The following is a 25,849-nucleotide window of genomic DNA, read 5'->3' on the forward strand; positions in this document are numbered from 1 at the left end:
GTGGTGTTTCAGGTCACTCGATGCGGTTCGCGCCCGCGTAGTCCGAGCGGTCCATCTTGGAGACCTTCACCACATCGCCGGTCTGCGGGGCCTGGAGGAACAGGCCGCCACCGGCGTAGATGCCCATGTGGTGCAGGTCGCCGCCGAAGTAGACCAGGTCGCCCTGGCGCAGCGAGCCCCGGTCGATCTTGGTGCCCAGCTGGAACAGGTCGCCGGTGTAGTGCGGCAGGCCCGGCTTTCCGACCTGCGCGTACGCCCAGATGACCAGGCCGGAGCAGTCGAAGGTGGTCGGCCCGGCGGCCGCCCACACGTACGGCGAGCCGAGCTTGGTCAGGGCCTTGCGCAGCATCTTCTGCGGCAGGCCGCTGCCCCGGACGGTCACCGTGTACCCGGACGTCGGGTCCTTGGTCCGGGTGATGCCCAGCTTGTCCAGGAGCTTCTGGACGTCGTCGATCTTGCCCTTGGTGGTCTTGCGGGCGGTGTCCGCCTGGTCGGCGGCCTGCTTCACCTTCGCGGTCTGCGCCTGCGCGTCCGACTTGGCCTTGTTGGCCTGGTCGATCAGCGTCTGCAGCCGCTGGACCGCGCCCGCGCGGTTCTGGGCGAGGTAGGCGGTGTCGGACAGCCCGCTGCCGTCGGCGCCTCCCGCGAAGATCATGTCCGGGCCGCCGCCGCTCATGTACTGGTTCGCGGCGACCTGGCCGAGCGCGGCCCGGGCCGGGGCGGCCTGAGCCTCGAGGGCGTCCGCGCGGCGCGTGGCGTCCCGCTCGGCCTTCTGCGCCTTGCCGAGGTCGACGCGGGACTTGTTGTACTGCTCGGTGAGCTTCTCCGCCTCGTCCTGGAGCTGCTTGAGCTGCTTCTTCAGGTCGGACTCGGAGGGCTTCCCGGACGGGGACGGGGGAGTGAGGGGTGCCTGGAGTGCTCGGGGTGCCTGGGGGGCCGTCGGCGCGGCGTGGGCCGCGCCGGGTGCGGCGACGCCCAGTCCGAGCGCGAGGACGGTGGCGGCCGCGAGTGTCACGCGGCGGCGCTGGGGGTCCTTGGCCAAGGCCGGTGTTCTCCTCTTCGTGTGCCGCCTACCGGGTTAGCTGACGGGTTCGGGCCAGGAGTCGCCCTACGCCGCACGGCACGACGCCGTCCCGGTCAGAGGACGCCCCGTGACGTGCGCCGATTCACCCCGGGAGTGTGGGTCCCCGGTTCCCTCGCGGGATTCGGCGGTCCGGTCGCTGCCCCACGGACGGGGCTTTGGTACGGCCGGATCTGCGGGGCAGACTACAAAGGAAGTTCAAAAATGGCCAAACAGTCACACAAAGTATGCATGTGTGCGCATGTGGTGCCGGTGTCGCGGAGGAGATGCGTGGGATCCGTGTGACGGAAGAGGTGCTGGTCACCCGCATGATCACCCCGTGTGGAGGCCGTTCTTCACCTGCCCGCCGTCCCGCGGACGACCGGGCTCCTTGGGCGGCCGAGTAAACTGTGAGTGTCGCACGTCTGCGGCCGATCCCCGAACTCTCACCCAAGGCGAAACCGCATGCCCTTCTCCACGCGCGATGACCTCCGCAACGTTGCCATCGTGGCCCACGTCGACCACGGCAAGACCACACTGGTCGACGCCATGCTCTGGCAGTCCGGCGCGTTCCGTGAGAACCAGGACGTGAACGACCGCGTCATGGACTCCAACGACCTGGAGCGTGAGAAGGGCATCACGATCCTGGCCAAGAACACCGCCGTCCGGCACGCCGGGATGACGATCAACATCATCGACACCCCCGGCCACGCCGACTTCGGCGGCGAGGTCGAGCGCGGCCTGTCCATGGTGGACGGCGTCGTCCTGCTGGTGGACGCCAGCGAGGGCCCGCTCCCGCAGACCCGGTTCGTCCTGCGCAAGGCCCTCGAGGCGCGGCTCCCGGTCATCCTGGTCGTGAACAAGACCGACCGGCCGGACGCCCGCATCGACGAGGTCGTCGACGAGGCCTACGAGCTGTTCATGGACCTCGAGGCCGAAGAGGAGCAGATCGACTTCCCGATCGTCTACGCCTCCGGCCGCGCCGGCCGCGCCTCGATGAACAAGCCGGGCGACGGCGAGCTCCCCGACAGCGAGGACCTCGAGCCCCTGTTCCAGGTCATCAAGGACACCATCCCGGCGCCGTCCTTCGACCCGGACGCCCCGCTCCAGGCGCACGTCACCAACCTGGACGCCTCCAGCTACCTCGGCCGGATCGCGCTGTGCCGCGTGCACAACGGCGTGATCAAGAAGGGCCAGCAGGTCGCGTGGTGCCGGCACGACGGCAGCGTCGAGCGGGTCAAGATCACCGAGCTGCTGATGACCGAGGCGCTCACCCGCAAGCCCGCCGACGAGGCCGGCCCGGGCGACATCATCGCGATCGCCGGCATCCCGGAGATCATGATCGGCGACACCATCGCCGACCCGGACGACCCGCGCCCGCTGCCGCTGATCACGGTGGACGAGCCCGCGATCTCCATGACCCTCGGCACCAACACCTCGCCGCTGGCCGGCCGGGAGAAGGGCACCAAGGTCACCGCCCGCCTGGTCAAGGACCGCCTCGACCGCGAGCTGGTCGGCAACGTGTCGCTGAAGGTGCTGCCGACCGAGCGTCCGGACGCCTGGGAGGTCCAGGGCCGTGGCGAGCTGGCGCTGGCCATCCTGGTCGAGAACATGCGCCGCGAGGGCTACGAGCTGACCGTCGGCAAGCCGCAGGTGGTCGCCCGCGAGATCGACGGCAAGAAGCACGAGCCGGTCGAGCGCCTCACGGTCGACATCCCCGAGGAGCACCTCGGCGCCGTCACCCAGCTCATGGCCGTCCGCAAGGGCCGCATGGAGCACATGACCAACCACGGCACCGGCTGGATCCGGATGGAGTTCCTGGTCCCGGCGCGCGGCCTGATCGGGTTCCGCACCGAGTTCATGACCGAGACCCGCGGCACCGGCATGGCGCACCACGTGTTCGAGAGCTACGAGCCCTGGTTCGGCGACCTGCGCACCCGTCCGAGCGGCTCGCTGGTCTCCGACCGGACGGGCGCCGCGACGGGCTACGCCATCCTGAACCTGCAGGAGCGCGGCACCTTCTTCGTCGGCCCGACCACCGAGGTGTACGAGGGCATGATCGTCGGCGAGAACTCGCGCGCCGACGACATGGACGTCAACATCACCAAGGAGAAGCAGAAGACCAACGTCCGCTCCTCCACGGCCGAGACGACCGAGACGCTGACCCCGCCGCGGATCCTCACCCTCGAGGAGAGCCTGGAGTTCATCCGGGACGACGAGTGCGTCGAGGTCACCCCGACCTTCGTCCGGATCCGCAAGATCGTCCTGGACGCCAAGGAGCGCGAGCGGACCCGCGCCCGCGCCAAGCGCAACTCCTGATCGAGCCCTCGAACCGGCTGATCCGGTCGAACGAGAAGGCCCCCGCCCTTGCGGCGGGGGCCTTCTCGCTTCTCTCGACCTTCTCGTTCTCTCGGCCGGTGCGCGTCCCGGCGGGCCCGGGCCCGGCCGTCAGCCGGTGCGGGTCCAGTCGGTGAAGGACGTCGCGGAGCCCGGGCTCGTCGCGCGCATCGTGTACAGGTGCGCGTCGCTGCCGAACACCAGCGCGACCAGACGGCCCTGCGCGTCGTAGGCGAGGGCGGGCGACCCCATGACGTCCGCCCGGCGCGTGGACCACGCGTACGGCCCGTACGGCGCGTTCTGGACGCCCAGGGCGAGCGCGCCGTCGGCCGTCCGGGCCGCGAGGACGGTCCGCTGCCCGCTGGTCGCGACCGCCGTGCCCTCGAACGTCATCGGCCCGTACAGCGGGTCGGGGCGCATCCCGTTGTCGGACTGCGTCACCGTCGACGCCGTCCCGGACGCGGGGTAGTAGATCCGCGCCGCGCCGGTCGCGTCCACGGCCGCGGTCACGGGGCCGGCGGGCGGGCCGCCGGAGCCGCCGAGCACCGGGACGAACGGCTCGCCCGGCTTCTGCTGCCGCCACCGCGCCACGCCCTTGTCGGTCGGCGCGAAGACCTCCACCCGTCCGGACGCGTCGGCGACGGCGGCGACGCCATCCCGCACGCCCTTGGCGGACAGGCCGGTCCAGTGGCCCGCCCATGTGCCGCCGCGCCGCGTCTTCACGCTCACGCCGCCGTCCAGGTTCCGCACCGCGACGGTCATGTCGCCGCGCGGCGTGACCGCGACGGCGGGCGTCCCGACGGTCAGCCCCGCGTCGGGGTCGGGGTTGCCGAGCGACCACCAGCCCGTCCAGGCGCCGGACGCCTTCTGCGATGCCGTCACGATCGCGTCGTCGGACATCCGCAGAGCGAAGAGGTGCAGCATGCCGTGCTCGTCCCGGACGGCCGTCACGTACGGCGCCAGGCCGCCGCCGGGCCCGAACTTGGGACCGGTCCACGGGCCGCCGGGCTGCGCCTGCTGCCACTGCGCGACCCTGCCGTCCAGGACGGCGAAGGCGTTCAGCCGTTTCGCGCTGTCCAGGACGGCCCAGGTCGTCCCGTTCGTCCAGCGGGTGTACTGGCGCGAGTAGAACAAGGTGTAGAAGGTCGGGTTGTTCGGGTTCGGCCCGGGGTCGTTGGCGCCGTGCGGGCCGAGGTAGGTGAGGAAGAGCTGCCTCTTCGCCGGCGCCAGCGCGCCCAGGTTCGGCGGCGAGCTCCGGATGTTGTAGTCGCGGTAGTACCGGACGAGGACGCTCCCGTCGCGCTGCGGCCCGGCGTACCGCGCGGCGGCGTCGGCGACCAGGCGGCCCGCGCCCTGGTGGTCGGTGTGGTCGCCCATCGTCGTCACGACGTGCGTGAACCGGCCCTGGACCGGCGGCGACTTCGGGTCCTGCGCCAGCACGACGCTCGGGCCGAAGCGCTGCATGAGCCAGGTCAGCCCGTTCTCGAGCTGCTGCCTGGTGTATCGCTGGCGCACGTAGCGGGGGTCGCAGCCCGGCCCGTCGGTGGACTCCGAGCCCAGCGTCGTCGCCGCGCCGGCCCCGTGGGACAGCTGCTCCAGCGACGAGGTGCGCTTCATCGCCGGCTTGTCCCCGGCCTCGTGCAGCTTGAAGAAGACGAGCCGGATGTTGGACGCGCCGTTCAGCGTGTCCAGCTCGACCGCCTGGCCGCCCGGCAGGCGCAGCGGCGCCCGCGTCCACCGGTCCGGCAGCCCGGCGTTGCGCGCCCACGCCGCCCGCGCGCCGTCCTCCCGGTGCTGCCCGTACACGCACCGGTTGTGGAACTGGCGTCCGGTGGCCTCGCCGCTGGTCAGGTACACGGTGGTCGAGTCCGAGGCCGCGGACCGGATCATGTCCGGGTAGTAGAACAGCGAGTCGTCGTCCTCGTGCGCGACGAGCTGCATGAACCGCCCGCCGGATCCGGACCAGTGCCCGCCCGCCGCGCCCGTGGGCGTGGCGGAGGCCGTTCCCTTGCCGCTCGGTGGACGGACCCCGTCGGCGAACGCCCGCCCCGCCCGGTCCGCGATCTTGCCGTGCGCCCCGGTGTGCGTGCCGTGGTCCTCAGGGAACGCCGCCACCAGCGACGACATCACACCGAGCGCCCCCAGGGCGAAAATCGCCTCGACCGCACGGATTCCCCGCTTCAAGCGACCTCCCGGCCGTCCTGCGACGCACCTGAACGGGCCGTGCCGTTCGTGGGACGCCGAGTTATGAAATTTGCGGCAAACGCGCACTTGGGATGATGCACGAACTCGCCTTCAGGTTGCGCTCCTCAGGTCACGAAAAGACAACAGCGGCCCGGAAACTCCGGACCGCCGCCGTCTCGCTACAGAACGCGCACTATCTGGTTATCGGACATCCATGGACGTCCACCTAGTTATCGGACGTGCACGAAGGTCGCCTTGACCGGCGCGTCGTAGTAGTGGTTGTTGTCGCCGAAGTACTGGTAAATGAAGTAAGCGTCCTTGGGAAGACGGATGCGCCCGCTGAAGTGTCCCTTGGAGTCGGTCTTGGGGCGCGCGAACCAGGAGAAGTTCTTCTGGCCCTTGAGCTTCACGTACAGGTAGACGCGCTGGCCCTTGAACGGCACGTAGTGGCCCGGCGTCGGGTCGTGCTTGAGGGTTCCACTGACGTACACGTAGCCGTTCTTGCGGACGGTGTGCGGCGTGACCTTCCAGCCGTAGGCCAGGGAGTTGATGCGCTTGTCCTGGACGTTCGGGCTGGTGGACGGCGCGAACGTCGGGTCGCCGGGGAAGCGGACGCGGTAGGCGCCGTGCGAGCAGTAGACGGTCAGGTTGCTCGAGAAGGCCCCGCCCACCTGCGTGATCAGGGGCTTCTGGCCCGCGAGCGGCTTGACCGTCAGCCACTTGTGCTGCTGCGTCGAGTAGCACTCGGCGACCAGCCACTTCCCGGCGGGGAAGGTCTCGCCGTTCGTCGCCGTGACCTTGCCCGAGATGCTCAGCTTGGCGTCCCACGTGGTGGACATGCCGAAGGTGACCTTGGTGGGGGTCTTGGTGACGGTGTCGGCGTTCGCGGTGGCCGGGGCGGCCACCAGGGTGGCCGCGGCGGCGGCCGTGCTTGCGATCAACAGGGACTTGCGCATGTTCGTCACTTTCATCGGGGGGAAATCAGGACCGGCTTGACCAGCCAGGTCACGTAGTGGGTCGAATCGCCGTAGAACGTGTAGGCGATATAGATCGGCTTGGCCTTCGCGCCGACGTGGATTCGGGTCGTGAAGGAGCCCTTCGCGCCCGATTTGTAGTTGGAGAGCCCGTGCCAGAGCGACAGATCGTTCAGGCAGTCGCCGCCCTTGAGGCAGTATTCGATCGAGACGCGCCGGCCCTTGAGGCCCTTCCAGGCCGTGCCGGGCTTCTCCTGGAGGTAGCCGCGCACGGTGAACGTCGAGCCGCGGCGGGGGTGGGTCGTGGAGACCTTCCAGCCGGTGACGCGGGTGGCGATCCGGCGGTCGCGGACGTCCCCGGAGAGCGTCGCGGCGAAGGCGGGCCCTCCCGCGAAGCGGACGCGGTAGTAGCCGTGCGTGTAGTGGGCGCCGGTCTTCCGGGCGTCGGTATGGAACGTTCCATCCGCCTTGGTGACCAACGGTGTCGCGTAGGTGAACCAGCGCCGGTGCGTGTCGTCGGCGGTCTCGATGACCACCTTGCGGCCCGCGCCCACCGTCGTCCCGGCCTTGGTGGTGAGGCGGCCGGAGAGGGTGAGGTGCCGGGTGGCGTCCGTGCCGACCCGCAGGGCGGTGATCTGCGTGGGAATGGGAGGGGGTGCGGCGCGGGCGGCGGCCGGGACGGTCAGGGTGAGGGCCGTGACCGTGGCCGTGCCCAGCGCGAGAGTGGTGATGCGCATAGGCCTCGTTCTCCTGTGTACGCGCGCGGTGCGTGGCGCGCATAAAACAGGACGTCCCCGCTCAGAGGGGGGTTGGCCGGAAGATGATCACGAAACGGCAACGGCGGCCCGGACGGATCCGGGCCGCCGTCGGCGGTCGTTCTCGGCATGTCGGCGGGACCATGCCCACCGAGCCGTGCCTGCCGAGCCGTGTCGGCCGAACGTGTCGGCCGTGCGGGCTCAGCCGAGCATGATGGTGCCCGCCACGTCGGCGGCGAGGCGGAGCTGGTCGCCGTCGCGGAGCGGGGCGTCCACCCGCGGGGGGAGGCGCTCGCCGTTGACGAAGGTGCCGTTCGTGGAGCCCTCGTCGCGGACCCACGCGGTGCCCTGCTGGTCGATCCAGACCGTCGAGTGCCGTCGCGAGACGTTGTCGTAGGGCGTGAACGTCGACGCGACGGGGGACTGGCCCGCGTCCCGGCCGAGCACCAGGCTCTGCCCGGCGGCGAGCTTCAGCTCACCGGTCGGGAACTGCACCCGCAGCGTCGGCGCGCCCTGGCCCGGCAGCGGGCGCAGGCACGAGTCGCACTGTGAGGCGGACGGGTTGCTCAGCACCGCCTCGCAGTACGGGCACATCATCCCGGTGGCGTCGGAGCGGCGTCCGCCCTGGCCCTCCGGCGGCAGGAGCGTCTGCTCGCGGCCGTGCGGATGCATCGGCTGCCCGCCGGGGCCGTTCGGCTGGCCGTAGCCGGGCTGCGGCGCTCCCCACGGGTCCTGCTGAGCGGGCGGCGGGGGCGAGCCCCACGGGTCCTGCTGCTGCGGGGGCTGGCCGTAGTCCGGCTGGCCGCCCTGCTGGGGCGGCTGGCCGTAATCCGGCTGTCCGCCGTGCTGCGGTTGGCCGTAGTCGGGCTGGCCACCGTGCTGCGGAGGCTGGCCGAAACCGGACTGGCCACCGTGCTGGGGAGGCTGGCCGTAGTCCGGCTGGCCGCCCTGCTGGGGCGGTTGACCGTAATCCGGCTGTCCGCCGTGCTGCGGTTGGCCGTAGTCAGGCTGCCCGCCGTGCTGCTGGGGCTGGCCATAGTCCGGCTGACCGCCCTGCTGGGGAGGCTGACCGTAGTCGGGCTGGCCACCGCGACCGTAGTCGGGCTGTCCGCCGTGCTGGGCGGGCTGGCCGTAGTCGGACTGCCCGCCGCCCTGCTGCGGGGACTGGCCGAAACCGCCCTGCGGCTGCTGCGGAGGACCCCACGGGTCGGCCGCCTGCTGGGGCGGGCCCCACGGGTCCGACTGCTGCTGCTGCGGCTGCTGGGGCTGCCCGTAGTCCGGCTGCTGGCCGTAGTCGGGCTGGCCGCCCTGCTGCTGGTACGGGGGTTGCCCGCCCTGCTGCGGGGGCTGGCCGAAGCCGCCTTGCTGGCCGTACGGCGGGGGACCGCCGGGCTGGCCGCCGCCGGGTTGGCCGTGCTGGCCGGGAGGCGGCTGGTTTCGGGGCGGAGCCTGGTCGCCGTAGCCGGGGGCGCCAGCGGGCTGGTGCTGGTGCTGGTGCGGCTGCTGGGCGCCCGGACGGGCCAGGTTCGCACCGCAGCTCAGGCAGAGCAGATCGCCAGGCTGTACGGATTCATTGCAGTATGGGCAGTTCATGGTCTCCATGACACATCCCCCGCGCGCACTCCGGCCTGTTCCAGCGTCGATGTGAGGTGATCGAGGTCACCTCGTCGCGGGATCCCGATGTAGTACACCCGCCTTCCCTCCGGCCCCTCGTCCACGGACACCTGCATGCGGGGCGTGTCGTCCCGGTTCGTTTCCATCCCGGCCGCCTCGGCGTAGCGCTGCCGTCCGAGCCCGGACAGCGGCACGACGCGTTGGTTGGCCGACCCCCTCCAGAGTAGGGACCTCTCGGGGGAGTGTCGCCCCTCCGGATTCAGCCGGTCGACGTACGGCCCCGTGATGACGGCGTCGCACCTGTTCAGGATCTCGCGGGCCGCGGGGGAGCGCGAGAGCCGTGTGTAGACATATCCGCTGTAGATGAGTATGTCCAACGGAATGCTCTCACGGCCGGGCTCCGCCTGCCAGGCGCGGACCCCGGAGACCAGTTCCAGCACGGCCTCCGGCTGCTGGAACGGTTCACCGCCCGAGATCGTGATGCCGTCCAGCGGCGCGGGCAGCGACCGCAGCCAGCCCAGCAGCGCCTCCACCGGGACGGCCTTCGCCGGATCGGCGTCCCAGGTGTCGCGGGACAGGCAGCCGTGGCAGTTCAGCGTGCAGCCCTGCGTCCAGATGCCCGCCCGCGTCCCCGGACCGAGCGTCGTCACCGGGTGGTGCGCCTTCGCCAGCAGGAGATCGGTCACACCGGGCCCCGTTCCCGGTCCGTCACGCGATGATTCCCACGCGCGCCCGTCCGGTGGTGCTCCTGCGCGCGTGCCCGGCGGCTCATGCGATGTCCACGTGGACGATGCTGCCCTCGCGGCGGACGGCGGTGACCGTGATCTTCTCGTCCGGGGTGAGGTCGCGGTCGAACAGGGCGCGGGCCAGGGGGTTCACGAAGTACGACTCGAGCGCCATGCCGATGCCGCGTCCGCCCTTGTCCAGTTCGGCGGTGCACCACTCGCGCAGCGTGCCGAGCGGCTCGCCCTTCACCGACAGGACGAGCCGGTGCTCGTCGGTCACCCGGCGGCAGATGTTGGCGAACTGGAGGTCGAAGATCCGGTCCGCGGCCTCCGCGCCGATGAAGTCGAACACCACGATGTTGTCGCCGAACCGGTTGAGCAGCTCCGGCCGGTTCAGCACCTCGGTGAAGTGGTCGGCGACCGCGCCCTTCATACGCTGCTCGACGTCCTCGTACGGCATGCCGGGGATCACGTTGCGGACCCGTCCGGACGTGCCGCTCCCGGTGGGGTCGTGCACCGGGACGAACATCCCGAGGTTCGAGGTGAAGATCAGGATCGCCTCGGAGAAGTGGACGGTGTTGCCGCGGCCGTCGGTGAGCCGCCCGTCCTCCAGGATCTGCAGGAACTTGTCCAGGATCCGCGGGTGCGCCTTCTCGATCTCGTCGAACAGGATCACCCGGAACGGGTCCTCCCGGACGGCGTTGGTCAGCTCGCCGCCCGCCTCGTGCCCGACGTAGCCGGGCGGCGAGCCGATCAGCCGGTCCCCGGAGCCCTCGCCGGAGAACTCGCTCATGTCGAACCGCAGGTAGGCCGACTCGTCCCCGAACACCAGCTCGGTGATCGACTTGGCCAGCTCGGTCTTGCCGACGCCGGTCGGCCCGGCGAAGAACAGCACGCCGCGCGGCCGCGACCCGGACCGGGTCGCCTGCGCGCCGGACAGCCCGAGCACCGCCCGCTTCAGGATGTCCAGGGTCTTGGTGACCGCCTGCGGCTGCCCGATCACCCGCTCCGGGACGCGCTTCTCGCCCTCCAGGACGCGGCGGCGCAGGTGGCCGCGGCTCCACGGGTTGTCGAGCACGCCGAGCTTGTAGGTGCGGACGGCGTCCGGCAGGTCGGTGAGCGAGACGTTCCGCTCCTTGGCCAGCCGGGTCACCTCGATCATCGACTGCAGGGTCAGCCCGTCCGCCTGCTCGGCGAACGCGTCGCACGCCTGCGCCGCCGCCTCGTCCGCGCCGACGTCGGACACCCCGAAGGCGCGGGCCAGCAGCCGCGCGGTCTCCTGCCGGTCGCCGAGGTGCGGGCGCGGGATGGTGATCTCGCGCACGTTCTCGTTCTCGGCGGTCAGCCACGGCGGCAGGTCGCCGGGCCGGTCCACCAGCCACAGCACCGGGTTGTACAGCGGCTTCGGCCGCTGGCCGCCCGCGACCCGCACCGGACGCGCCGTCCGGGAGAGCTTGGCGCAGAACCGGAAGAAGTCGCGCTCGGCGGGCTCCAGGTCGGTCGGGGTCCGCGCGATCCGGGACGCCGAGTCGATCACGAACGCCGCCCGGACGTCCTCGGCCGGACGCGCGACGGCCGCCAGGTGCCGGGTCAGCGCCTCCAGGGACGGCTTGTCGTCCGGCTTGACCTTGCCGAGCAGCCGCTGCGCCTCGTCCGCCGCTGTCGGGGGGTGGATCTGGACGCCGTCCACGGCGTCGTAGACGACCATGAACGAGTAGCCGCTCGACCGCATCGACTCCCACAGCAGGTCGCGCAGCGGCAGCAGCCGCGCCGGGGAGGCGCCGTCGCCCGGGGCGAGGAAGCTGTCGTACAGGTTCCCCGACAGCACGTACTGGGAGTGGACGGCCAGCGTCGCGTCCAGCTCGCGGATGAACGGCGGCCATCCGGGCAGCCGACCGCCGAGGGTGGGGGACTCGATACTCACGCGCGCTTCTTCCGCTAGTCGTCGTCGGGGCTCTGGTGCAGGGCCGTCCGCCGGGCCGGTCCTCCGGTCCGGTTCATTCTCCAGGACGCCGTTCCCGCGCCCTGGCCTGGGCGGCCCTCGTCCCAGTCTGCCGCGCCTCGGCCCGGACGGGGAGCCGCTCCACCCCCGGGGCGAGCCGCCAGGTCACGTCCGAGCCGATCCCCGCGTCCTCCAGGCGCTCGCGCGCCGCCTCGAACGCGTCGCACCACTCCTGCTCGCGCTCGATGTCCACGCGCCGGTCGTTCTCGCTCAGGACGGGCGTCGCGCGCATCATCTTCGCGCGCAGCCTCGCGTCGCCGTCCAGCCGCATCCGGACGCTGTGGTCGGTCCAGCCGCCCTTCGACAGCACGAGCGAGCCGTTGTCGGCGGTGACCGTCTCGAAGCTCTGGTGGACCTCGTATCCGAGGTCCTCGAACGCCTTGGTGACCTCGGTCAGGACGTACCGCCGCTCGGCCTCGGCCTGCTCGCGCGCGTCCTCGCGCGCCTGCTCCGCCTTCGCCTCCTCGCGGCGCGCGCGGGCGTTCTCGTTCGCCTTCTGGACGCGGAGCCGCACCTCGCTGAGGACGGTCTCGGCGTCCGCCGCCGTGCCGGACCCGGCGAGCAGCCTCGCTGCCTCGACGACGTCCCGGCGGTCCTGGTCGGACGTGTCGGGCAGCAGGCGCGCGAGGACGCGTTCGAGCGCCTCGTCGATGCGAGCGGGCTTCGGCGCGGGGGCGGGCGCCGGGGCGCCGGACGTGTCGGTGGTCAGGGGCTCGGCGGTGAAGACCTGCGTGCCGATGTCCGCGGCGATCTTCCGTGAGAGGGTCGCCTCCGCCTCGTCCAGGAGGGTGTCGGCGCGCGCGCACCACGCGGTCAGGGCGTCGGACGCGTCGTCCCCGCTCGGCGCGAGCGGCGCGGGCAGGTTCTCGGCGCCCAGCTCGCGGAGCGCCTGGATGCGCGCGTTCCGTTCGACGACCTCGCGGAGCGCGCGTTCCAGGTCCCGCACCTCGGCGAGGCGGCGTCCGCGCTCCTCGGCCCGTCCGGCGGCGCGCGCCGCGAGCGCCTCCGCGCCGCGTCCGGCCAGCCCGGACGCGCGGCCCAGCGCGCGGTTCATCCCCAGGGTGAGGACGACCGCCGCGTCCAGGACGATGTCGGCCTCGACGCCGCTGCTCATGATGTCCCTCCGTCGGAGTTCCGGATGGTGCGCCAGCGGTGCAGCCGGACGCCCGCGGCGATCGCGTGCGCGACGGCCGCGGCGGGCATCGCCAGCATCCACAGCAGGCCGCCCGCCGGGGTCACGGCGGCCAGCGCGATCAGCAGCAGGGCGGACATGATCCCGAACACGAGCGCGAACGGGACGAGGCCGCGCCTGCCCGGCGTCCCGCGCATGGCCTGCCCCACCTTGTTCATGCCGCGCCCGCTCGCCGACAGCGCGCTCGACAGCAGCCCCCACGGACCGTGCGGCAGGTACTCGCCGCCTTGCGCGCGCGCGACGAACACCTCGGCCGCGCACTGCAGCGCCCACGCGAGGACGGCCACGAAGCCGAGCATCACGAACCATCCGCCCGGGCCGGTCTTCGTGCCGCTCCCCGCCAGCTGGGCGATGAGTCCGCTTCCGGCCAGCCAGAACAGCAGGATCGGCAGCGACCATCCGACCGCGCGCGTGACGGCCGCGTTCCTCTTCTCCAGGCGCCGCCGCTCGTGCTCGTCCCGGTGGTGGCGGAGCTCCTCCGCCTTGATCTCCTCGGCCCGGCGGTCCCGCCGCCGGGTCCCGGCCTCGGCGGCGGCCTCCGGCTGCGTCCGGACGACCGCGAGCAGGCGCAGCGGATCGTCGTCGGCCGCGCCGTCCACGAGCCACGCGAACCACGGGACGTCCTCGCCGTGCCCCTTCGCGACGGCCCGGCCCAGGGCGTCCGCCGTCTCCGCCGGACGCGCCGCCAGCGCCAGCAGTGTCAGCAGGACGACGGGCGGCTCATCCGGGGGCACCTCGCCCGCGACCGGTGTCTCCGTCGCGCCGGTCTCGGGCAGCCGTGCCTTGGCCGGCAACGGCAGGGCGTCCTGCGAGCGCAGCCATCGGGACAGGTCGTTCCACGCCGCCACGTGCGCCCGCCACTGGACGTCGACGCGCGCCAGCTCGTGCGCGCCCTCGAAGCCCGCGAGGACGTCCAGGAGGCGTCCGTCCCACAGGCCCTTGCCGAGCAGGCACGCCGTCCGGTGGTCCGGGTGCCCCGGCTCGCTCGCGAGCGCGGCCAGACCGGGCAGGTCGTCCGGGGTGACGCGGCGGCCGAGGTAGTGCGGCGGCAGCTGCGGATCGAGCCAGCGGACGAGATGCAGCAGCTTCGCGTCCGCCGTCAGGTCGGCCGAGGTCAGGTACCGGTCGACCAGCTCGATGCGGCTGTCGTCGGGGACGTCCGCGAGCCAGTCGCGCAGCGCCCGCCACGCCTCCCCGGCCTCGCCGCGCCCGAACAGGTACACGGCGGCGTGGTCCCAGCGCTCCACCAGCGCGGACGCCAGCTCGCGACGGTCGGTGAACCGGCGCCCGCCGAACGGCAGCCCAGGTCCGGACGGCGAGGCGTTCCGCTCCTCCGCCACGTCCGGCGACTCGCCCGCCAGCCACGCGCCGACCTGCGCGGACGACCACCGCTGCCGCGGATCGCGCGCCAGCAGCCCCCGCACCAGGAGCCGCAGCCGCGGGTCCGCCACGTCGTCCACGGGCATCGGACGCGTCGCCAGATGGTCGACGACCACCGTCTCGCTGAGCCCGGCGAACGGCGGCCGCCCGGTCGCCATCTCCCGGACGACCATCCCCAGCGACCACCAGTCCCGCGCCGGGGACACCTGCCCCGACAGCGACTCCGGCGCCGCGTACGCCAGCGTCCGCGACGACGACGCGAACACCACGCTCTGCTCCAGCACACGGCTCAGGCCGAAGTCGGTGATCGCCGTCCGGACCGGGTCCCGGCCGGTGACCAGGATGTTCTCCGGTTTCAGATCCCGGTGGACGATGCCCGCTTCGTGCAACGCGCGGATTCCGTCGGCGAGCTGACGCACGACCTCGGTGATGAACGCCGTGTCGCGCGGGCCCTCCATGAGCGTCCGGAGGTTGCCGTGCTCGGCGTACTCGGCGACCTCGTAGTCGCGTCCCGCCGCGCTTCCCGTCTCCAGGATCCGCACGACATGCGGCGACCCCAGGGAGGGCAGCTTCGCCCAGACGTCCCGGTCCGCGTGGTAACCGCGCCGGAACACTTTCATCACCAGCTCGCGGTCGTCGCCGTCCCGCACCAGGAGCAGGTCCGACTCCGCGCCCTGCACCGGCAACTCCGCGACCACCGCGAACCGCTCGGCCAACTCGTCCGGCAGACGCACCAGCGGCACACCACCGCCCGCCACACGACCGTCCGGACTTCTGCCGCCCGAACGCCCGTCGCCCGGACGGCTCGTCTCCCGCGGTGAGACCTGTGTCCGCGGTTCCGGGACGTCCCGGCGCGTCACACCGGGATCGCGCCGGGTCTCCGCGGCCGCCTCCGCACCGCTCGCCGTCTCTCGCGGACGTGCCCCCGTGTCCCGCGCCTCCCGGGAACGCGCGCCGCCCGGCTCCTCGATCTCGGCCACCTGCCGCCTGCCCTCGCCCTCAGTGCCCGTCGTCCCAGCGCCCGCCGGGACGCCTCAGACCTTGTCCTTGATGACGTGCAGGTATTCCACGCTCTTGAACCGGACCATCACGGCCTCCATCAGGATCCGCACCATCAGCAGCTCGAAGAGCCAGACGAACGGCGACGCGATCGCCATGATCACGCCCCATGCCCAGAAGTCGTCCCACGTCGCGATCCTCAGCCCCAGCATCAGGAACGCCAGGCACTGCACGCTGATCAGCAGGATGGCCAGGATGTACCAGAACCTGATCAGCTTCGGCGTGACCAGGGTGTCGAAGTTCGTGTCGAGCAGCCCGGCGAGCACGCCCTTGCTGCGGGGCGGCGGTGCCCAGGCCTGCTGCGGGCCGGTCATGCGGGACTGGTCGGGGGAGGGCTGGCGGGGGCCGGGGACGGGGCCGGGCTGCTGGTGGGACGGCGGGGGCTGCTGAGGGCTGGACGGGGGTGGCGGCGGAGGGCCGTAGGGGTGGCCCGGCGGCTGGGACTGACCGGGGTCGGATGGGTGCGTCATCGCCGTCTCCTGGAGGTGTTCCTGACCGTTGGAACGACTCTAGAGTGCCCGCCGTCTCCGGTCCGGGGTCAGAGGAGGTTGGCGATGGCGATCGCGGTTCCGCCGAGGAACAGGACGACGCCGACGACGGCGAGGCCCACCGAGCCGCCCGCGCCCCGTCCCGAGCCGGTGTCGACGCGGGCGCGGCGCGGGTCGTGCGGGTCGTAGCGGACGGGGACGGTCCGGCCCTGCATCCGGTGCAGCTCGTACGGGCCGCTCGACGTCTCGCTCGTCGCCTCGACCGGTGTCCCGTCCAGGGTGGTGAAGCGGAGCTTGGCGTACTGCCTCCGCAGATCGCCGGTTCCCTCCACGGACACCCCGACGACGACGCCCGGGACGACGAGGCCGGACGCGAGGAACTCCCGTGACTCGCGGACGTTCCGGACGCCGCCGTACACGAAGCCCACGCCGAACAGCCAGAGCAGCACCGTGAAGAACCACGGGAGTACCGCCTGCGGCATTACAGGTATCCGCCCTGCTGTTCCGCGCGGCTGCCGATCAGCCGCGCGCCGAGCAGGCCGAGGCCCGCGCCCGCCGCGCCTTCCACGACGTAGAGGATCACGGCGACCGCGGACATCCCGCCCACGGCGGCGGCCCCCACCGCGCTGAGGACGGTGGCGAGGACGGGCACCGGCAGGATCACGGCGAGCCAGCGGCCGGTCCGGGTCATGTCGCGGTAGACGATCCCGGTCGCGATGACCATGAGCAGGCTGATCACGACCCACGGCAGGTCGAGCCGGGTGAGCCGGTCGAACGCCGAGAGGGTCCGTCCGTCCTGCGCGCCGGTGGCCAGGTTCGCCACCACGGCGACCCCGACCAGCCAGATCACGACGGCGGCGAACCAGCCGCCGACCACCTTGAGCGGGCCGGTCACGCGCCCACCTTGATCGAGGCGACGATGTCCGACAGGGTCCCGTCGGACAGCCTCCCGCGCTGGAAGGTGATCCGGACGAGGTGCGCGTGCCCGCCACCGCCGAGCACGGCGACGTACACGCCCTGCCCGGGGAGGTTCGCCGCGCCCCTGAAGCCGTCGAAGGTGAAGTCGACCCGCTCGGCGCCCTTGGCCCCGGCGAGGTCGACCTTCTTCTGGGACGTCCGCCGGTAGCCCTTCGTCTGGAGCTGCGGGCCCATCTCGGCGAGCGTGGCGAGCTGCCCGGCGTCGGCGGTGGCGGAGAGGTCCTTCACCACCTCCAGGAACGCCGACTGGTCCGGCGCCTGCCGGGACAGCGCGACGCGCTTGTCAGGGCCCGCCTGCCACTCCTTCGGGTACGCGACGGACAGGACGTGCGCGTCGCCCCGGACGTAGTCCTTCGGTGTCGTTCCCTTCGCCGGTCCGGACGAGCCGCATCCGGAGACCAGCGCGACCACCGCCGTCACGACGCCGACTGACCGTGTTCGCAGCATGTGGCCGCCTCTCACCTCGGGGCACATTCGGGCCAGGTCTGGAACGTCCGCCGGCCGTTCTCAGGCGGACCAAGGTACTGCGCGTCCGCCAGCTTCTGCTTCTCGCCCTCGTACCCGCCCTCGATCCCGAACGTGATGACATCGCCGCCCTCGAGGCCGAGCTTGTAGTCCTCCGAGATGCCGTCGTAGACGTTGCGGTTCACGATGCCCTTGTCGTAGAGCAGCCGGTCCATGGCGCTGGCGTTCGGGCCGGGGTCCTGGGCCACGAACCCGCCGTTCTTGTCGGCGGCGTTCCGGATGGTCTGGAACGGCATCAGGAACGCGTTGTCGTGCAGCCACTGCTGCCCGATCGCCCGGTTCGAGTCGTCGAAGTTGACCGTGGTGGTCGTCGTCGAGATCTGCTTGTCGGTGTTCTTGGGGCTCGCCGTCTTCTTGCCGGGGTTCTTGATGTTCTCGGAGAGGTTCGTCTCCTGGGTGGTGACCCAGGTGATGCTCTTGAGGCGCCCCTGGTTGTCGAAGGTCACCTTCGTCTGCCCGGTGTAGGCGGCCTCGCCCCCCACCCCGTACCCGACCACCTTGGCCGCGCCCTTGATGCTGCCCTTGACCTGGAAGGTGTAGGACGTCGTCGGGAAGCCCTTGTCCTTCGGGCCGCTGTTGTCGTTGGTGACGATGATGCCGTCCCCGGCCCTGCCCTCGATCTCCGCGCCGGTGCCGATGTCGGTGACCGACTTCTTGCCGTCGTCTCCGGTCTCCAGGTTCCCGAACGCCGCCGACCCCTTCAGCGCCCCCTCCACGCCGACCTCGAACTGGTTGACGTCCGGGTCGCGGTAGTGCGGCTTCCAGTCCGAGACCTTGTCCCAGGCCCACAGGAGGGGGCTGACCGACTCGCCCGTCTTGCGGAGCAGGTCGCCCTTCATCGTGTCGAGGAAGTCCGAGGCGTCGTGGTCGTTGTTGAACACCCAGGTGTCGCCGTACTTGAGGTTCACGGCCCCCTCGACCTTGGCGCCGAGGTTCAGCCCGTAGGTGTTCTTGCCGAAGGTGGCGCCCGCGCCGATCTTCGCCTCCGCGCCCAGCTTGTAGTCGATCGGCACGATCATGACCCTGACCTTGCCGTCCGCGGTCCGGATCTTCACGGCCTGGAAGTTCTGGCCCACCTTCACCGAGAACACGGTGACGGACATGCCGACCTTCTTGGAGTTCGAGCTGAGAATGCAGGCGCCGGTTGACGGCTTGTAGTCAAAAGGTGGCGGCGTGCAGTTCTTGCCGTTGAACATCTGGCAGACCGCGATCGTGATCTGGCTGCGGACCTGTCCCGACACCAGGACCCAGATCGTGCCGAGCATCGCCGCTCCGATGAGCAGCAGGGCCGCATAGGCGAGCGCGGTGGCACCCCGGTCTCCGGGGGACGTTCGGAGCCGCATCACGGCCCCCTTCCATGCCTGGCAGGGGCGGACGTCGGTCGAATGTAGGGTCCGGCGTTCCCCCAGGTAGAGGGCCTGAGGGCCCAACGAGGACCCAAGTCCGGGACGGGCGGCGCGGGTCCGTCCGGCGGCCGGCCGGACGGGGCGGGGACGGTGTCGCCCCGCCCTGACGTGGGACGACGCCCGGCACGGGGGGCGGTGAGATCACCGGCACCCGGATTTCGCAAGGGCCCGGAAGCCCAATTCATGACCGGCTTCGGACGGCAGCATGAATTCTTGTGTACGGGGTCGACAGGTTTCGGTCGCGTCTTGTACTTCTGACTCCGAATCAAGATGATCAAGCGGCGGACCGTTCTGGATCCGTTACCCGCCACGGGCGGCCGGGGGCGGGATCGCGGGTAATAGGAACCGGAGTGACGGGGGCTGCGTCGGAAGTCGCTGGGCATGGAGAAGTTTCGGGGCGCTGATGAGAATGCGGCTTGAGGAGTGACGGGTTCGATGGCTATTGTCAGGGCGCTCGAAAATGAGGACGGTCTGGAGACGGCACGACCGCGGCCCCGCGCGAACGGTGGCACGGGCGCCGTGTCCGGGCCCGTGAGTGAACCGGGGTCCCGGTGAGCGCTGTCCTGCTGGTGGGAGATCTTCCGAGCACCGGAATGCTCGGCGCCTTCGCCGCGCCGCGGCTCGAGCCGTCGGCGGGGCCGGACGACGAGGCGCGGTTCATCGACGTCGTCCGGGACGCGCTGTCACGCCGTCCGGCCGTTCTGGTCGTCTATCCCGCGTGGGCGCCGGAACGCGTGGAACGCCTGATCACGCTCGCCCGCGGCGCGCTCATGACCGACCGGATCGCCGGGCTGCCGCTCCGGCTGCCGCCGCTCGCCCTCAGCCTGGTCGCCGACCAGCTCGCCTTCGTCGCTCCGCACGTCCTGCCCGGCGCCCTCGTCAGCCTCGCGCCGATGCTCGCCGAGACCACCCTCGCGGGGGCCTGGGTGAACAGCGTCGCGCACTTCGAGCACCTGAACATCGGGCTCGGCAAGCACGTCGCCTCGTACCTGCCGAACGGCGGGTTCTCCGTGCTCATGTCGCCGAACGCGGAGGTGCACCGCGTCACCTCGGCCCAGCCCGTCCCGGAGATCCAGCGGCGGCCGGTCGATCCGGTGCTGCTGCTGACCGTCAAGTCGTCCGGCGGCGACGCGGACTGGGTGCACCGTTCGCTGAGCCCCGCGCTCTCCACGGCCTCGCTCGTCGACGCCCCGGCCCAGCCGCTCAGCCAGCGGTACTGGGGGGCGAAGAAGTACGTGGAGTTCGTGGCCATCAGCGGTCACCCGCAGGCGCTCCAGTCGGTGCTCCAGTCCGCGCTCCAGTCGGCCCCGGGCGTCCCGTGCGCCTGGTGCGGCGAGCCGATCGCGCTGCCCCGCTGCCCGTTCTGCCGCAGCGTCCAGCCGTCCGGGGAGGCCGCGTCGGCGCCGGCCCTGTCCAAGCCGGTGGCGAACCTCTCCGCGCAGCCCCCGGCCCCGCCCCGACCTCCCGGACAGCCGCAGTCTCCGGAACAGCCCCAACCCCCGGAACAGCTGCAGCCTCCGGTCGCACCGCAACCGACTGCGCCGGCGAACGGTCTGAGTCAACGGCAGCCGCCTGCGCCAGTACCTGCGCCGTTGCCTGCGCCTGTGCCTCCGGCGCAGCCGCTGCCGGATTCGCAGCCGCTGCCGGATTCGCAGTGGCCGTCTGGTCCGCAGTGGCCGTCCAGTCCGGAGTGGCCGTCCGGCCCGCAGGCGGCTCCGCCGGAGCAGACCTGGCGGCCGGACCTGAACGTCCAGCAGCATCCCGCCGCCGCCCAGGTGGGCCCGCACCTCGAGGACGACGACGAGGACGACCTCTCGCCCGCGACGCGTCCGGACCGCCGGGCCGTCCCGCCGCCCGTACTGGAGGCGGACGTCACCCGGCCCGAGTACCGGCGGCCGCCGGCCGAGGAGGCCACCGACTCCCCGGTGGCCTCGGAAGGACGGCCCGGGGACGGCGCCTCGCCGGACCGGGAACCGCCCCGGCGTCCGCGGGCGACCGGCGAGATCGTGTTCCCGCCGCGCGACCGGCCGGTCGAGCACGACGACCGCAGCGACACCGTCGTGTTCGGCATGCCGCGCCTGGAGCGGTGAACCGATGACCCCCCATCCTGACACCGGAAACGGAGAACCATGAACCCCCGCCAGCGACGCGGAGTCCTGCTGATGATCCTGGCCGCGCTGGGCGCGGTGGTGGTCTTCACCGGGACCCTGAGCTACGTGGGCTCGGTACGGGCCGAGGTCGGCAGGAAGACCGAGGTGCTGCGGCTCAAGACGCCGGTCGCGGCGTTCACCCGGGTCTCCCCGGACAACCTCGACCACGTCTGGGTGCCGAAGAAGTGGTCGCCGGACACGATGATCACCGACCTCTCCCAGCTCGACGGCAAGGTCGCCTCGGCGGACCTGCCCGCCGGGGCCTTCCTCCAGACCGGGATGCTCGCCCCCGGGCCGACGCTCCAGCTGGGACAGCGCGAGATCTCCATCACGATCGACGCCGAGACCGGCGTCGCGGGCCGGGTCCGCAAGGGCATGCGCGTCGACATCTACGCGACATACCAGAAGAACCAGGGCAGCAACAGCCAGCAGTCGTGCGCCGCGCGCATCGTCAAGTCGGCCCTGGTCGTCCAGATCGACCAGGTCACCAATGTCCGGAACGAGAAGAACAGCACCGCCACCGACAAGGAGCTCCCCATCACGTTCGCGCTCAGCGCGCAGGACAGCCTGAAGCTGGCCCGGGAGGAGAGCTACGCCACCAAGATCCGGCTCGCGCTGATCGGCGGCTCCGGCGAGACCCCGGACGGCGTCTCGATGCCGCCGGTGTGCGACACCATCCCGGCGAGGTGACATGAGCATCCAGGTACTCCTCGGCGTCGAGGACCGGGACGTCGCGCTGGCGCTCGCCGGTCAGTTCCGCGAGCTGCCCGACCTCGAGATCGTCGCGGTCGAGACGCTGTCCGGCCACGTCCAGGGCACGGTCGCGTCGGTGCCCGCGCTCGACGTGGTGATGATCCACGAGGGCCTCGGCCCGCTGCCCGCGCTCGACCTGGTCCGCGACCTGGTCGGCCGGTATCCGCAGCTCGCGGTGATCCTGGTCGTGGACGAGGCCAGCACCGAGACGTTCTCGGCCGCGATGGCGGCGGGCGCGCGCGGCGTGATCCAGCGCGACCCGACGCTGTCGGAGCTGCAGAACCGGGTCACGCAGGCGGGCGAGTGGTCCCGGACGATGCGGCGGCACTTCAGCTCCCCGCAGCCGATGGTGTCCGGGCGGCAGGGCACGCTCGTCACGCTGTGCGGGGCGAAGGGCGGCGTCGGCACCACGACGGTCGCGATCCATCTCGCCATCGCCGTCGCGTCGTCCGGGCGGTCGGTCTGCCTGATCGACATGGACCTCCAGAACGGCGACATCCCCGGCTACCTGGACATCCAGCACCGGCACACCATCTCCGACCTGGCCGCCGCGGGCGACCTGGACGCCGGCGTGGTGTCCGAGGCGCTGTACGTCCACAAGTCCGGGCCGCACCTGCTGCTCGCGCCGGGCAACGGCGAGGACGCCGAGGAGGTGTCCGCCCGCGCCATCCGGCAGATCCTCACGCTGGTCCGCTCCCGGTACGAGGTCGTCATCGTGGACGGCGGAACGCACGTCTCCGACGCGAACGCGATGGCCGTCGAACTGGCGGACGAACTCGTCGTGGTCGCGACGCCGGACGTCCCGGCGATGCGGTCGGCGCGGCGGCTCACCGACCTGTTCGCCCGCCTGACGATCCGCAAGCAGGAGGACGCCACGGTCCTGCTGACCAGGGTCGACCGCAAGAACGAGATCCAGCCCGACCTGGCGAAGAAGATGATCGGCGCGGCCCGGCTGCGGGAGAGCCTGATCCCGGCCGTGTTCCGCGCGCTGGAGGAGGCCGCCAACACCGGCGCGCCCTCGGCGGTCAAGAACAACGACTTCCGCAAGGCCGTCGGCAGGCTCGCCGGAGAGCTCGGTCTCGTCCGCGTCGACGACCGGGACGGCAAGGGCAGGGCCAGAGGGAAGGGGGTCGCGAAGGACAAGGGCGCCATCGCCTTCGAGTTCTCCGCGCTCTTCCCGATGATCGTGCTGATCATGCTGCTCTGCTGGCAGGTGGTCCTGATCGGGCTGACCTCCATGTACTCCTCGAACGCCGCGAACTCCGCGTCGCGGGCCGTCGCCGTGATCGGCTACGACAAGAGCCCGACCCCCCAGGGAAAGGCCAACCGGGAGGAGGTCCGCAGCCGGGCCGTCGCGCGGGTCAAGGGCAAGTGGAAGGACAGGAAGCACCTGTCGGTCGATGTCAACGGGGACTACGCCGTGGTCACGATCGACGTCCCCATCCTCCTGCCGGGGTTGGGCAGCTCCTGGGGGATCACCACCAAATCCAAGATCGTTCATGAGGACGGATGAGGGCGGCGGCATGGGTGCACTGCGCGCACGGCCACGAGGGCCGCAGGACGACCGGGGGGCCACGGCCTTCGAGTTCGCCGCGGCCCTGCCCCTGGCGTTGTTCGTGATCTTCTTCGCCTACCAGCTGTGGGTGTCGTCGACGACGGTCGAGCGCGTGGAGAACATCGCCCGCACCGGCGCCCGCGAGGCCAGCCAGGACTACTCGCCCGGCGAGTGCCGGAGCTACGCACTGGATTCCAAGCCCGGCTGGATCAACGACTACCAGGTCGAGGGCGGGGCGACCACGGTCGACGGAACCGACGCGGTGTACTGCCGCGTCAGGGCGAAGCTGCCGCTGCTCTGGAAGGGCATCCCCCTCGACTTCACCGTCACCCGCACCTACACGCTCCCACTTGGATAGCCATGGCGCTCAAGGACCGACTCGAAGAGGACCGCTCGGCCAACGACCGGAGCGGCAAGTCCAGCGTCTCGCACTGGCGCGCGCGGCTGCTGGAGGAGATCAACCTCGACGAACTGGCGCGGCTGAGCATGGCGCAGCGCCGGTCCCGGCTGGAGAAGGTCACCGGCCTGCTGCTCACCCGCGAGGGCCCGGTGCTCTCGCCGGGGGAACGCGCCAACCTGATCCGCCGGATCGTGGACGAGGCGCTCGGCCTCGGCGTGCTCGAACCGCTGCTCTCCGACCCCAACGTCACCGAGATCATGGTGAACGGCCCGGACGCCGTGTTCGTCGAGCGCGCGGGCCGCGTGTACCGGCTGGACGGCGGGTTCGCCAGCGAGGAGCAGCTGTACCAGACCATCGACCGCATCGTCGCCCAGGTGAACCGCCGGGTGGACGAGTCGAGCCCGATGGTGGACGCCCGCCTGCCCACCGGCGAGCGGGTCAACGTGATCATCCCGCCGCTGTCGCTGTCCGGGCCGATCCTCACCATCCGGCGGTTCCCGCGCGCCTACACGGTCGAGGAGCTCGTCGGGATGCGGGCGATGGACCCGGCGACCGGGATGCTGCTCGCCTCGTTCGTCCGGGCCCGGCTGAACCTGGTCATCGCGGGCGGCACCGGCACCGGCAAGACCACGATGCTGAACGCGCTGTCGGCGTTCGTGCCGGAGAGCGAGCGCATCATCACCATCGAGGACTCCGCCGAACTCCAGCTCAAGCAGGCGCACGTCATCCCGCTGGAGTCGCGGCCGTCCAACATCGAGGGCAAGGGCGCGATCACGATCCGCGACCTGGTCCGCAACGCGCTGCGCATGCGGCCGGACCGGATCATCGTCGGCGAGGTCCGCGGCGGCGAGACGCTGGACATGCTCCAGGCGATGAACACCGGACACGACGGCTCGCTGGTGACCGTCCACGCCAACTCGACCGACGACACCGTCAACCGGCTCCAGACCCTCGCGAGCATGAGCGACGTCAAGCTGCCCTTCGAGGCGGTCCGCGACCAGATCAGCAGCGCGATCGACGGCGTCGTCCAGCTCAGCCGCGGGCCGGACGGCTCGCGCCGGATCGTCGAGGTCGCCGTCGTCGACAAGTCCGTGCGGGAGCGGATCGTCCTCCGGCCGGTGATGCGGTTCGAGTCCGAGCCGATCGGCGCGGACCGCGTCGTGCGCGGTGTGTTCCGGGCCCTGCCGATGCCGCCCGCGCTGGCCACCCGCCTGTTCCACGCCGGCGAGTCCATCCCTCCCGCCTTCGCCCCGCTCTCCGGCGGTGGCGCGGCGAACGTCAACGAGTTCGGCGTGTCGCCGCCCGGCTCGGAGCACCTCAACGGATCACGCGGGGGACGTGTGCTGCACGACCGACCGAACGAAGGCGGTACCCGATGAACCTGCCGCTGCCGGTGATCCTCGCGATCCTGGCGCTGACCCTCGCCCTGGCGACCTGGGGTGTCGGTGACCTGCTCACCGGCTGGGGGCAGCGCCGCCGCCTGGTGTCCCGGGCCGAGCTCGGGATCGACATCGCGCCGAACGGGCCGCTCGTCCGCCTGGACGGGCTGCTGCTCCGCACCTCCTGGGGGAAGACCCTGGGCCGGCGGCTGCACAACTCCGGCCTGCGGATCAGGCTGTCGGTCTTCGTCCTGCTCATCGCGTCGGTCGGCGCGCTCGCGATCGTCCTCATCGGCGAGTGGATCGGCGCGGTGTACGGGGTCGCCGCCGCGGTCGGCGTCGGAGTGATGTTCTTCTCCTATCTCCGCCGGCGGGAGGAGCGGCGCAAGGAGGAGTTCATCGCGCAGCTGCCCGAACTGGCGCGGGTCCTGTCGAACGCCACCAACGCGGGGCTGGTCATGACCACCGCCATCGAGATCGCCGCCGACGAGCTGGCGGACCCGGCGGGGGACGAGCTCAAGCGCACCGCCGACGCCCTCCGGCTGGGCCAGCCGCTGGAGGAGGCGCTGCAGGACCTCGGCGAGCGCCTGCCGTCCCGGGAGCTGGGCGTCCTGATCAGCACGCTGATGGTGTCCGCCCGGGCCGGCGGTTCCCTGGTCACCGCGCTGCGCACGATCTCCTCCACGCTGGAGGACCGCAAGGAGATCCGGCGCGAGGTCCTCACCATCATGGGCGAGGCGACGGTGACCAACGTCAGCATCATCGGGCTGAGCCTGGTCGCCATCGCCATGATCAACGTCATCCAGCCCGGGGCCCTGCGGACGATGAGCCACCACCTCGTCGGCCAGATCATCCTCGGCATCGCCGTGGCGCTGTTCACCACCAGCATCATCATCGTCCGCCGCATCACCCGGATCGACGTGTGAGGAAGCG

21 protein-coding genes and 1 riboswitch are annotated in these 25,849 nt (G+C 71.6%); of the genes, 7 read left to right on the top strand and 14 right to left on the bottom strand.

The features are described from left to right. Nucleotides 1-13: 13 nt before the first annotated feature. Nucleotides 14-1,042, bottom strand: a complete 1,029-nt coding sequence (locus AB0L06_RS00250) for a C40 family peptidase (protein ID WP_500228690.1) — start codon at nucleotides 1,040-1,042, stop codon at nucleotides 14-16. A gap of 8 nt (nucleotides 1,043-1,050) precedes the next feature. Then, a riboswitch (cyclic di-AMP (ydaO/yuaA leader) is annotated at nucleotides 1,051-1,221 on the bottom strand. A 304-nt stretch (nucleotides 1,222-1,525) separates the two neighbouring features. Here AB0L06_RS00250 and typA point away from each other — a divergent pair. Next, nucleotides 1,526-3,379 (top strand): translational GTPase TypA, encoded by a 1,854-nt coding sequence (typA, locus tag AB0L06_RS00255; protein ID WP_500228691.1) that lies wholly within the window; start codon nucleotides 1,526-1,528, stop codon nucleotides 3,377-3,379. A gap of 129 nt (nucleotides 3,380-3,508) precedes the next feature. On the opposite strand, the gene AB0L06_RS00260 is transcribed toward typA, so the two are convergent. From AB0L06_RS00260 to AB0L06_RS00320, 13 genes are all read right to left on the bottom strand, one after another. Beyond that, entirely contained in the window at nucleotides 3,509-5,581 is a 2,073-nt protein-coding gene (locus AB0L06_RS00260) for a PLL family lectin (RefSeq protein ID WP_500228692.1), read from the bottom strand. A gap of 230 nt (nucleotides 5,582-5,811) precedes the next feature. Beyond that, nucleotides 5,812-6,537: a hypothetical protein gene (locus AB0L06_RS00265; protein WP_500228693.1), complete on the bottom strand. Its 726-nt coding sequence runs from the start codon at nucleotides 6,535-6,537 to the stop codon at nucleotides 5,812-5,814. An 11-nt stretch (nucleotides 6,538-6,548) separates the two neighbouring features. Further along, nucleotides 6,549-7,292 (bottom strand): hypothetical protein, encoded by a 744-nt coding sequence (locus AB0L06_RS00270; protein WP_500228694.1) that lies wholly within the window; start codon nucleotides 7,290-7,292, stop codon nucleotides 6,549-6,551. 219 nt (nucleotides 7,293-7,511) lie between these two features. Then, the gene (locus AB0L06_RS00275; RefSeq protein ID WP_500228695.1) at nucleotides 7,512-8,912 is read right to left on the bottom strand and encodes an FHA domain-containing protein; all 1,401 of its coding nucleotides are present in this window, start codon (nucleotides 8,910-8,912) and stop codon (nucleotides 7,512-7,514) included. Then, entirely contained in the window at nucleotides 8,900-9,610 is a 711-nt protein-coding gene (locus AB0L06_RS00280) for a 4Fe-4S single cluster domain-containing protein (RefSeq protein ID WP_500228696.1), read from the bottom strand. Before AB0L06_RS00280 ends, AB0L06_RS00275 begins: the two co-directional genes overlap by 13 nt. A gap of 82 nt (nucleotides 9,611-9,692) precedes the next feature. After that, nucleotides 9,693-11,573, bottom strand: a complete 1,881-nt coding sequence (locus AB0L06_RS00285; RefSeq protein ID WP_500228697.1) for an AAA family ATPase — start codon at nucleotides 11,571-11,573, stop codon at nucleotides 9,693-9,695. Between the two features lie 73 nt (nucleotides 11,574-11,646). Continuing rightward, nucleotides 11,647-12,765, bottom strand: a complete 1,119-nt coding sequence (locus tag AB0L06_RS00290; protein WP_500228698.1) for a response regulator receiver protein — start codon at nucleotides 12,763-12,765, stop codon at nucleotides 11,647-11,649. Further along, a complete protein-coding gene (locus AB0L06_RS00295; protein ID WP_500228699.1) occupies nucleotides 12,762-14,966 on the bottom strand; it encodes a protein kinase domain-containing protein in 2,205 nt (734 codons plus the stop codon). The genes AB0L06_RS00290 and AB0L06_RS00295 overlap by 4 nt, the downstream gene beginning before the upstream one ends. Before the next feature lie 291 nt (nucleotides 14,967-15,257). Then, complete coding sequence (locus AB0L06_RS00300) at nucleotides 15,258-15,752, bottom strand: DUF4282 domain-containing protein (RefSeq protein ID WP_500228700.1); 495 nt, start codon at nucleotides 15,750-15,752, stop codon at nucleotides 15,258-15,260. Nucleotides 15,753-15,820: 68 nt separating this feature from the next. Then, nucleotides 15,821-16,252: a DUF3592 domain-containing protein gene (locus AB0L06_RS00305; RefSeq protein ID WP_500228701.1), complete on the bottom strand. Its 432-nt coding sequence runs from the start codon at nucleotides 16,250-16,252 to the stop codon at nucleotides 15,821-15,823. Next, nucleotides 16,252-16,665: a hypothetical protein gene (locus AB0L06_RS00310; protein WP_500228702.1), complete on the bottom strand. Its 414-nt coding sequence runs from the start codon at nucleotides 16,663-16,665 to the stop codon at nucleotides 16,252-16,254. The genes AB0L06_RS00305 and AB0L06_RS00310 overlap by 1 nt, the downstream gene beginning before the upstream one ends. Continuing rightward, nucleotides 16,662-17,195, bottom strand: a complete 534-nt coding sequence (locus AB0L06_RS00315) for a hypothetical protein (protein WP_500228703.1) — start codon at nucleotides 17,193-17,195, stop codon at nucleotides 16,662-16,664. Before AB0L06_RS00315 ends, AB0L06_RS00310 begins: the two co-directional genes overlap by 4 nt. A gap of 11 nt (nucleotides 17,196-17,206) precedes the next feature. Further along, nucleotides 17,207-18,616 carry a hypothetical protein gene (locus tag AB0L06_RS00320; RefSeq protein ID WP_500228704.1) on the bottom strand — a complete coding sequence of 470 codons (1,410 nt, stop codon included), beginning with the start codon at nucleotides 18,614-18,616 and terminating at the stop codon, nucleotides 17,207-17,209. A gap of 614 nt (nucleotides 18,617-19,230) precedes the next feature. Here AB0L06_RS00320 and AB0L06_RS00325 point away from each other — a divergent pair. Genes AB0L06_RS00325 through AB0L06_RS00350 form a run of 6 tightly spaced genes read left to right on the top strand, consistent with a single transcriptional unit; the run spans nucleotide 19,231 to nucleotide 25,842 of the window. Then, on the top strand, nucleotides 19,231-20,769 hold the full coding sequence (locus AB0L06_RS00325; RefSeq protein ID WP_500228705.1) for a hypothetical protein: 1,539 nt from the start codon (nucleotides 19,231-19,233) through the stop codon (nucleotides 20,767-20,769). 39 nt (nucleotides 20,770-20,808) lie between these two features. After that, nucleotides 20,809-21,519 carry a Flp pilus assembly protein CpaB gene (gene cpaB, locus AB0L06_RS00330; protein WP_500228706.1) on the top strand — a complete coding sequence of 237 codons (711 nt, stop codon included), beginning with the start codon at nucleotides 20,809-20,811 and terminating at the stop codon, nucleotides 21,517-21,519. A 1-nt stretch (nucleotide 21,520) separates the two neighbouring features. Continuing rightward, the gene (locus AB0L06_RS00335; protein WP_500228707.1) at nucleotides 21,521-23,095 is read left to right on the top strand and encodes a CpaE/TadZ family protein; all 1,575 of its coding nucleotides are present in this window, start codon (nucleotides 21,521-21,523) and stop codon (nucleotides 23,093-23,095) included. Beyond that, nucleotides 23,082-23,495 carry a TadE/TadG family type IV pilus assembly protein gene (locus AB0L06_RS00340; protein WP_500228708.1) on the top strand — a complete coding sequence of 138 codons (414 nt, stop codon included), beginning with the start codon at nucleotides 23,082-23,084 and terminating at the stop codon, nucleotides 23,493-23,495. The genes AB0L06_RS00335 and AB0L06_RS00340 overlap by 14 nt, the downstream gene beginning before the upstream one ends. A gap of 2 nt (nucleotides 23,496-23,497) precedes the next feature. Then, nucleotides 23,498-24,916, top strand: coding sequence for a TadA family conjugal transfer-associated ATPase (locus tag AB0L06_RS00345; RefSeq protein WP_500228709.1), 1,419 nt, complete (start codon nucleotides 23,498-23,500; stop codon nucleotides 24,914-24,916). Continuing rightward, a complete protein-coding gene (locus AB0L06_RS00350) occupies nucleotides 24,913-25,842 on the top strand; it encodes a type II secretion system F family protein (protein WP_500228710.1) in 930 nt (309 codons plus the stop codon). Before AB0L06_RS00345 ends, AB0L06_RS00350 begins: the two co-directional genes overlap by 4 nt. The last annotated feature ends 7 nt before the right edge of the window (nucleotides 25,843-25,849 follow it).

This window comes from Spirillospora sp. NPDC052269 (assembly GCF_040679435.1).
Lineage (GTDB): Bacteria > Actinomycetota > Actinomycetes > Streptosporangiales > Streptosporangiaceae > Spirillospora.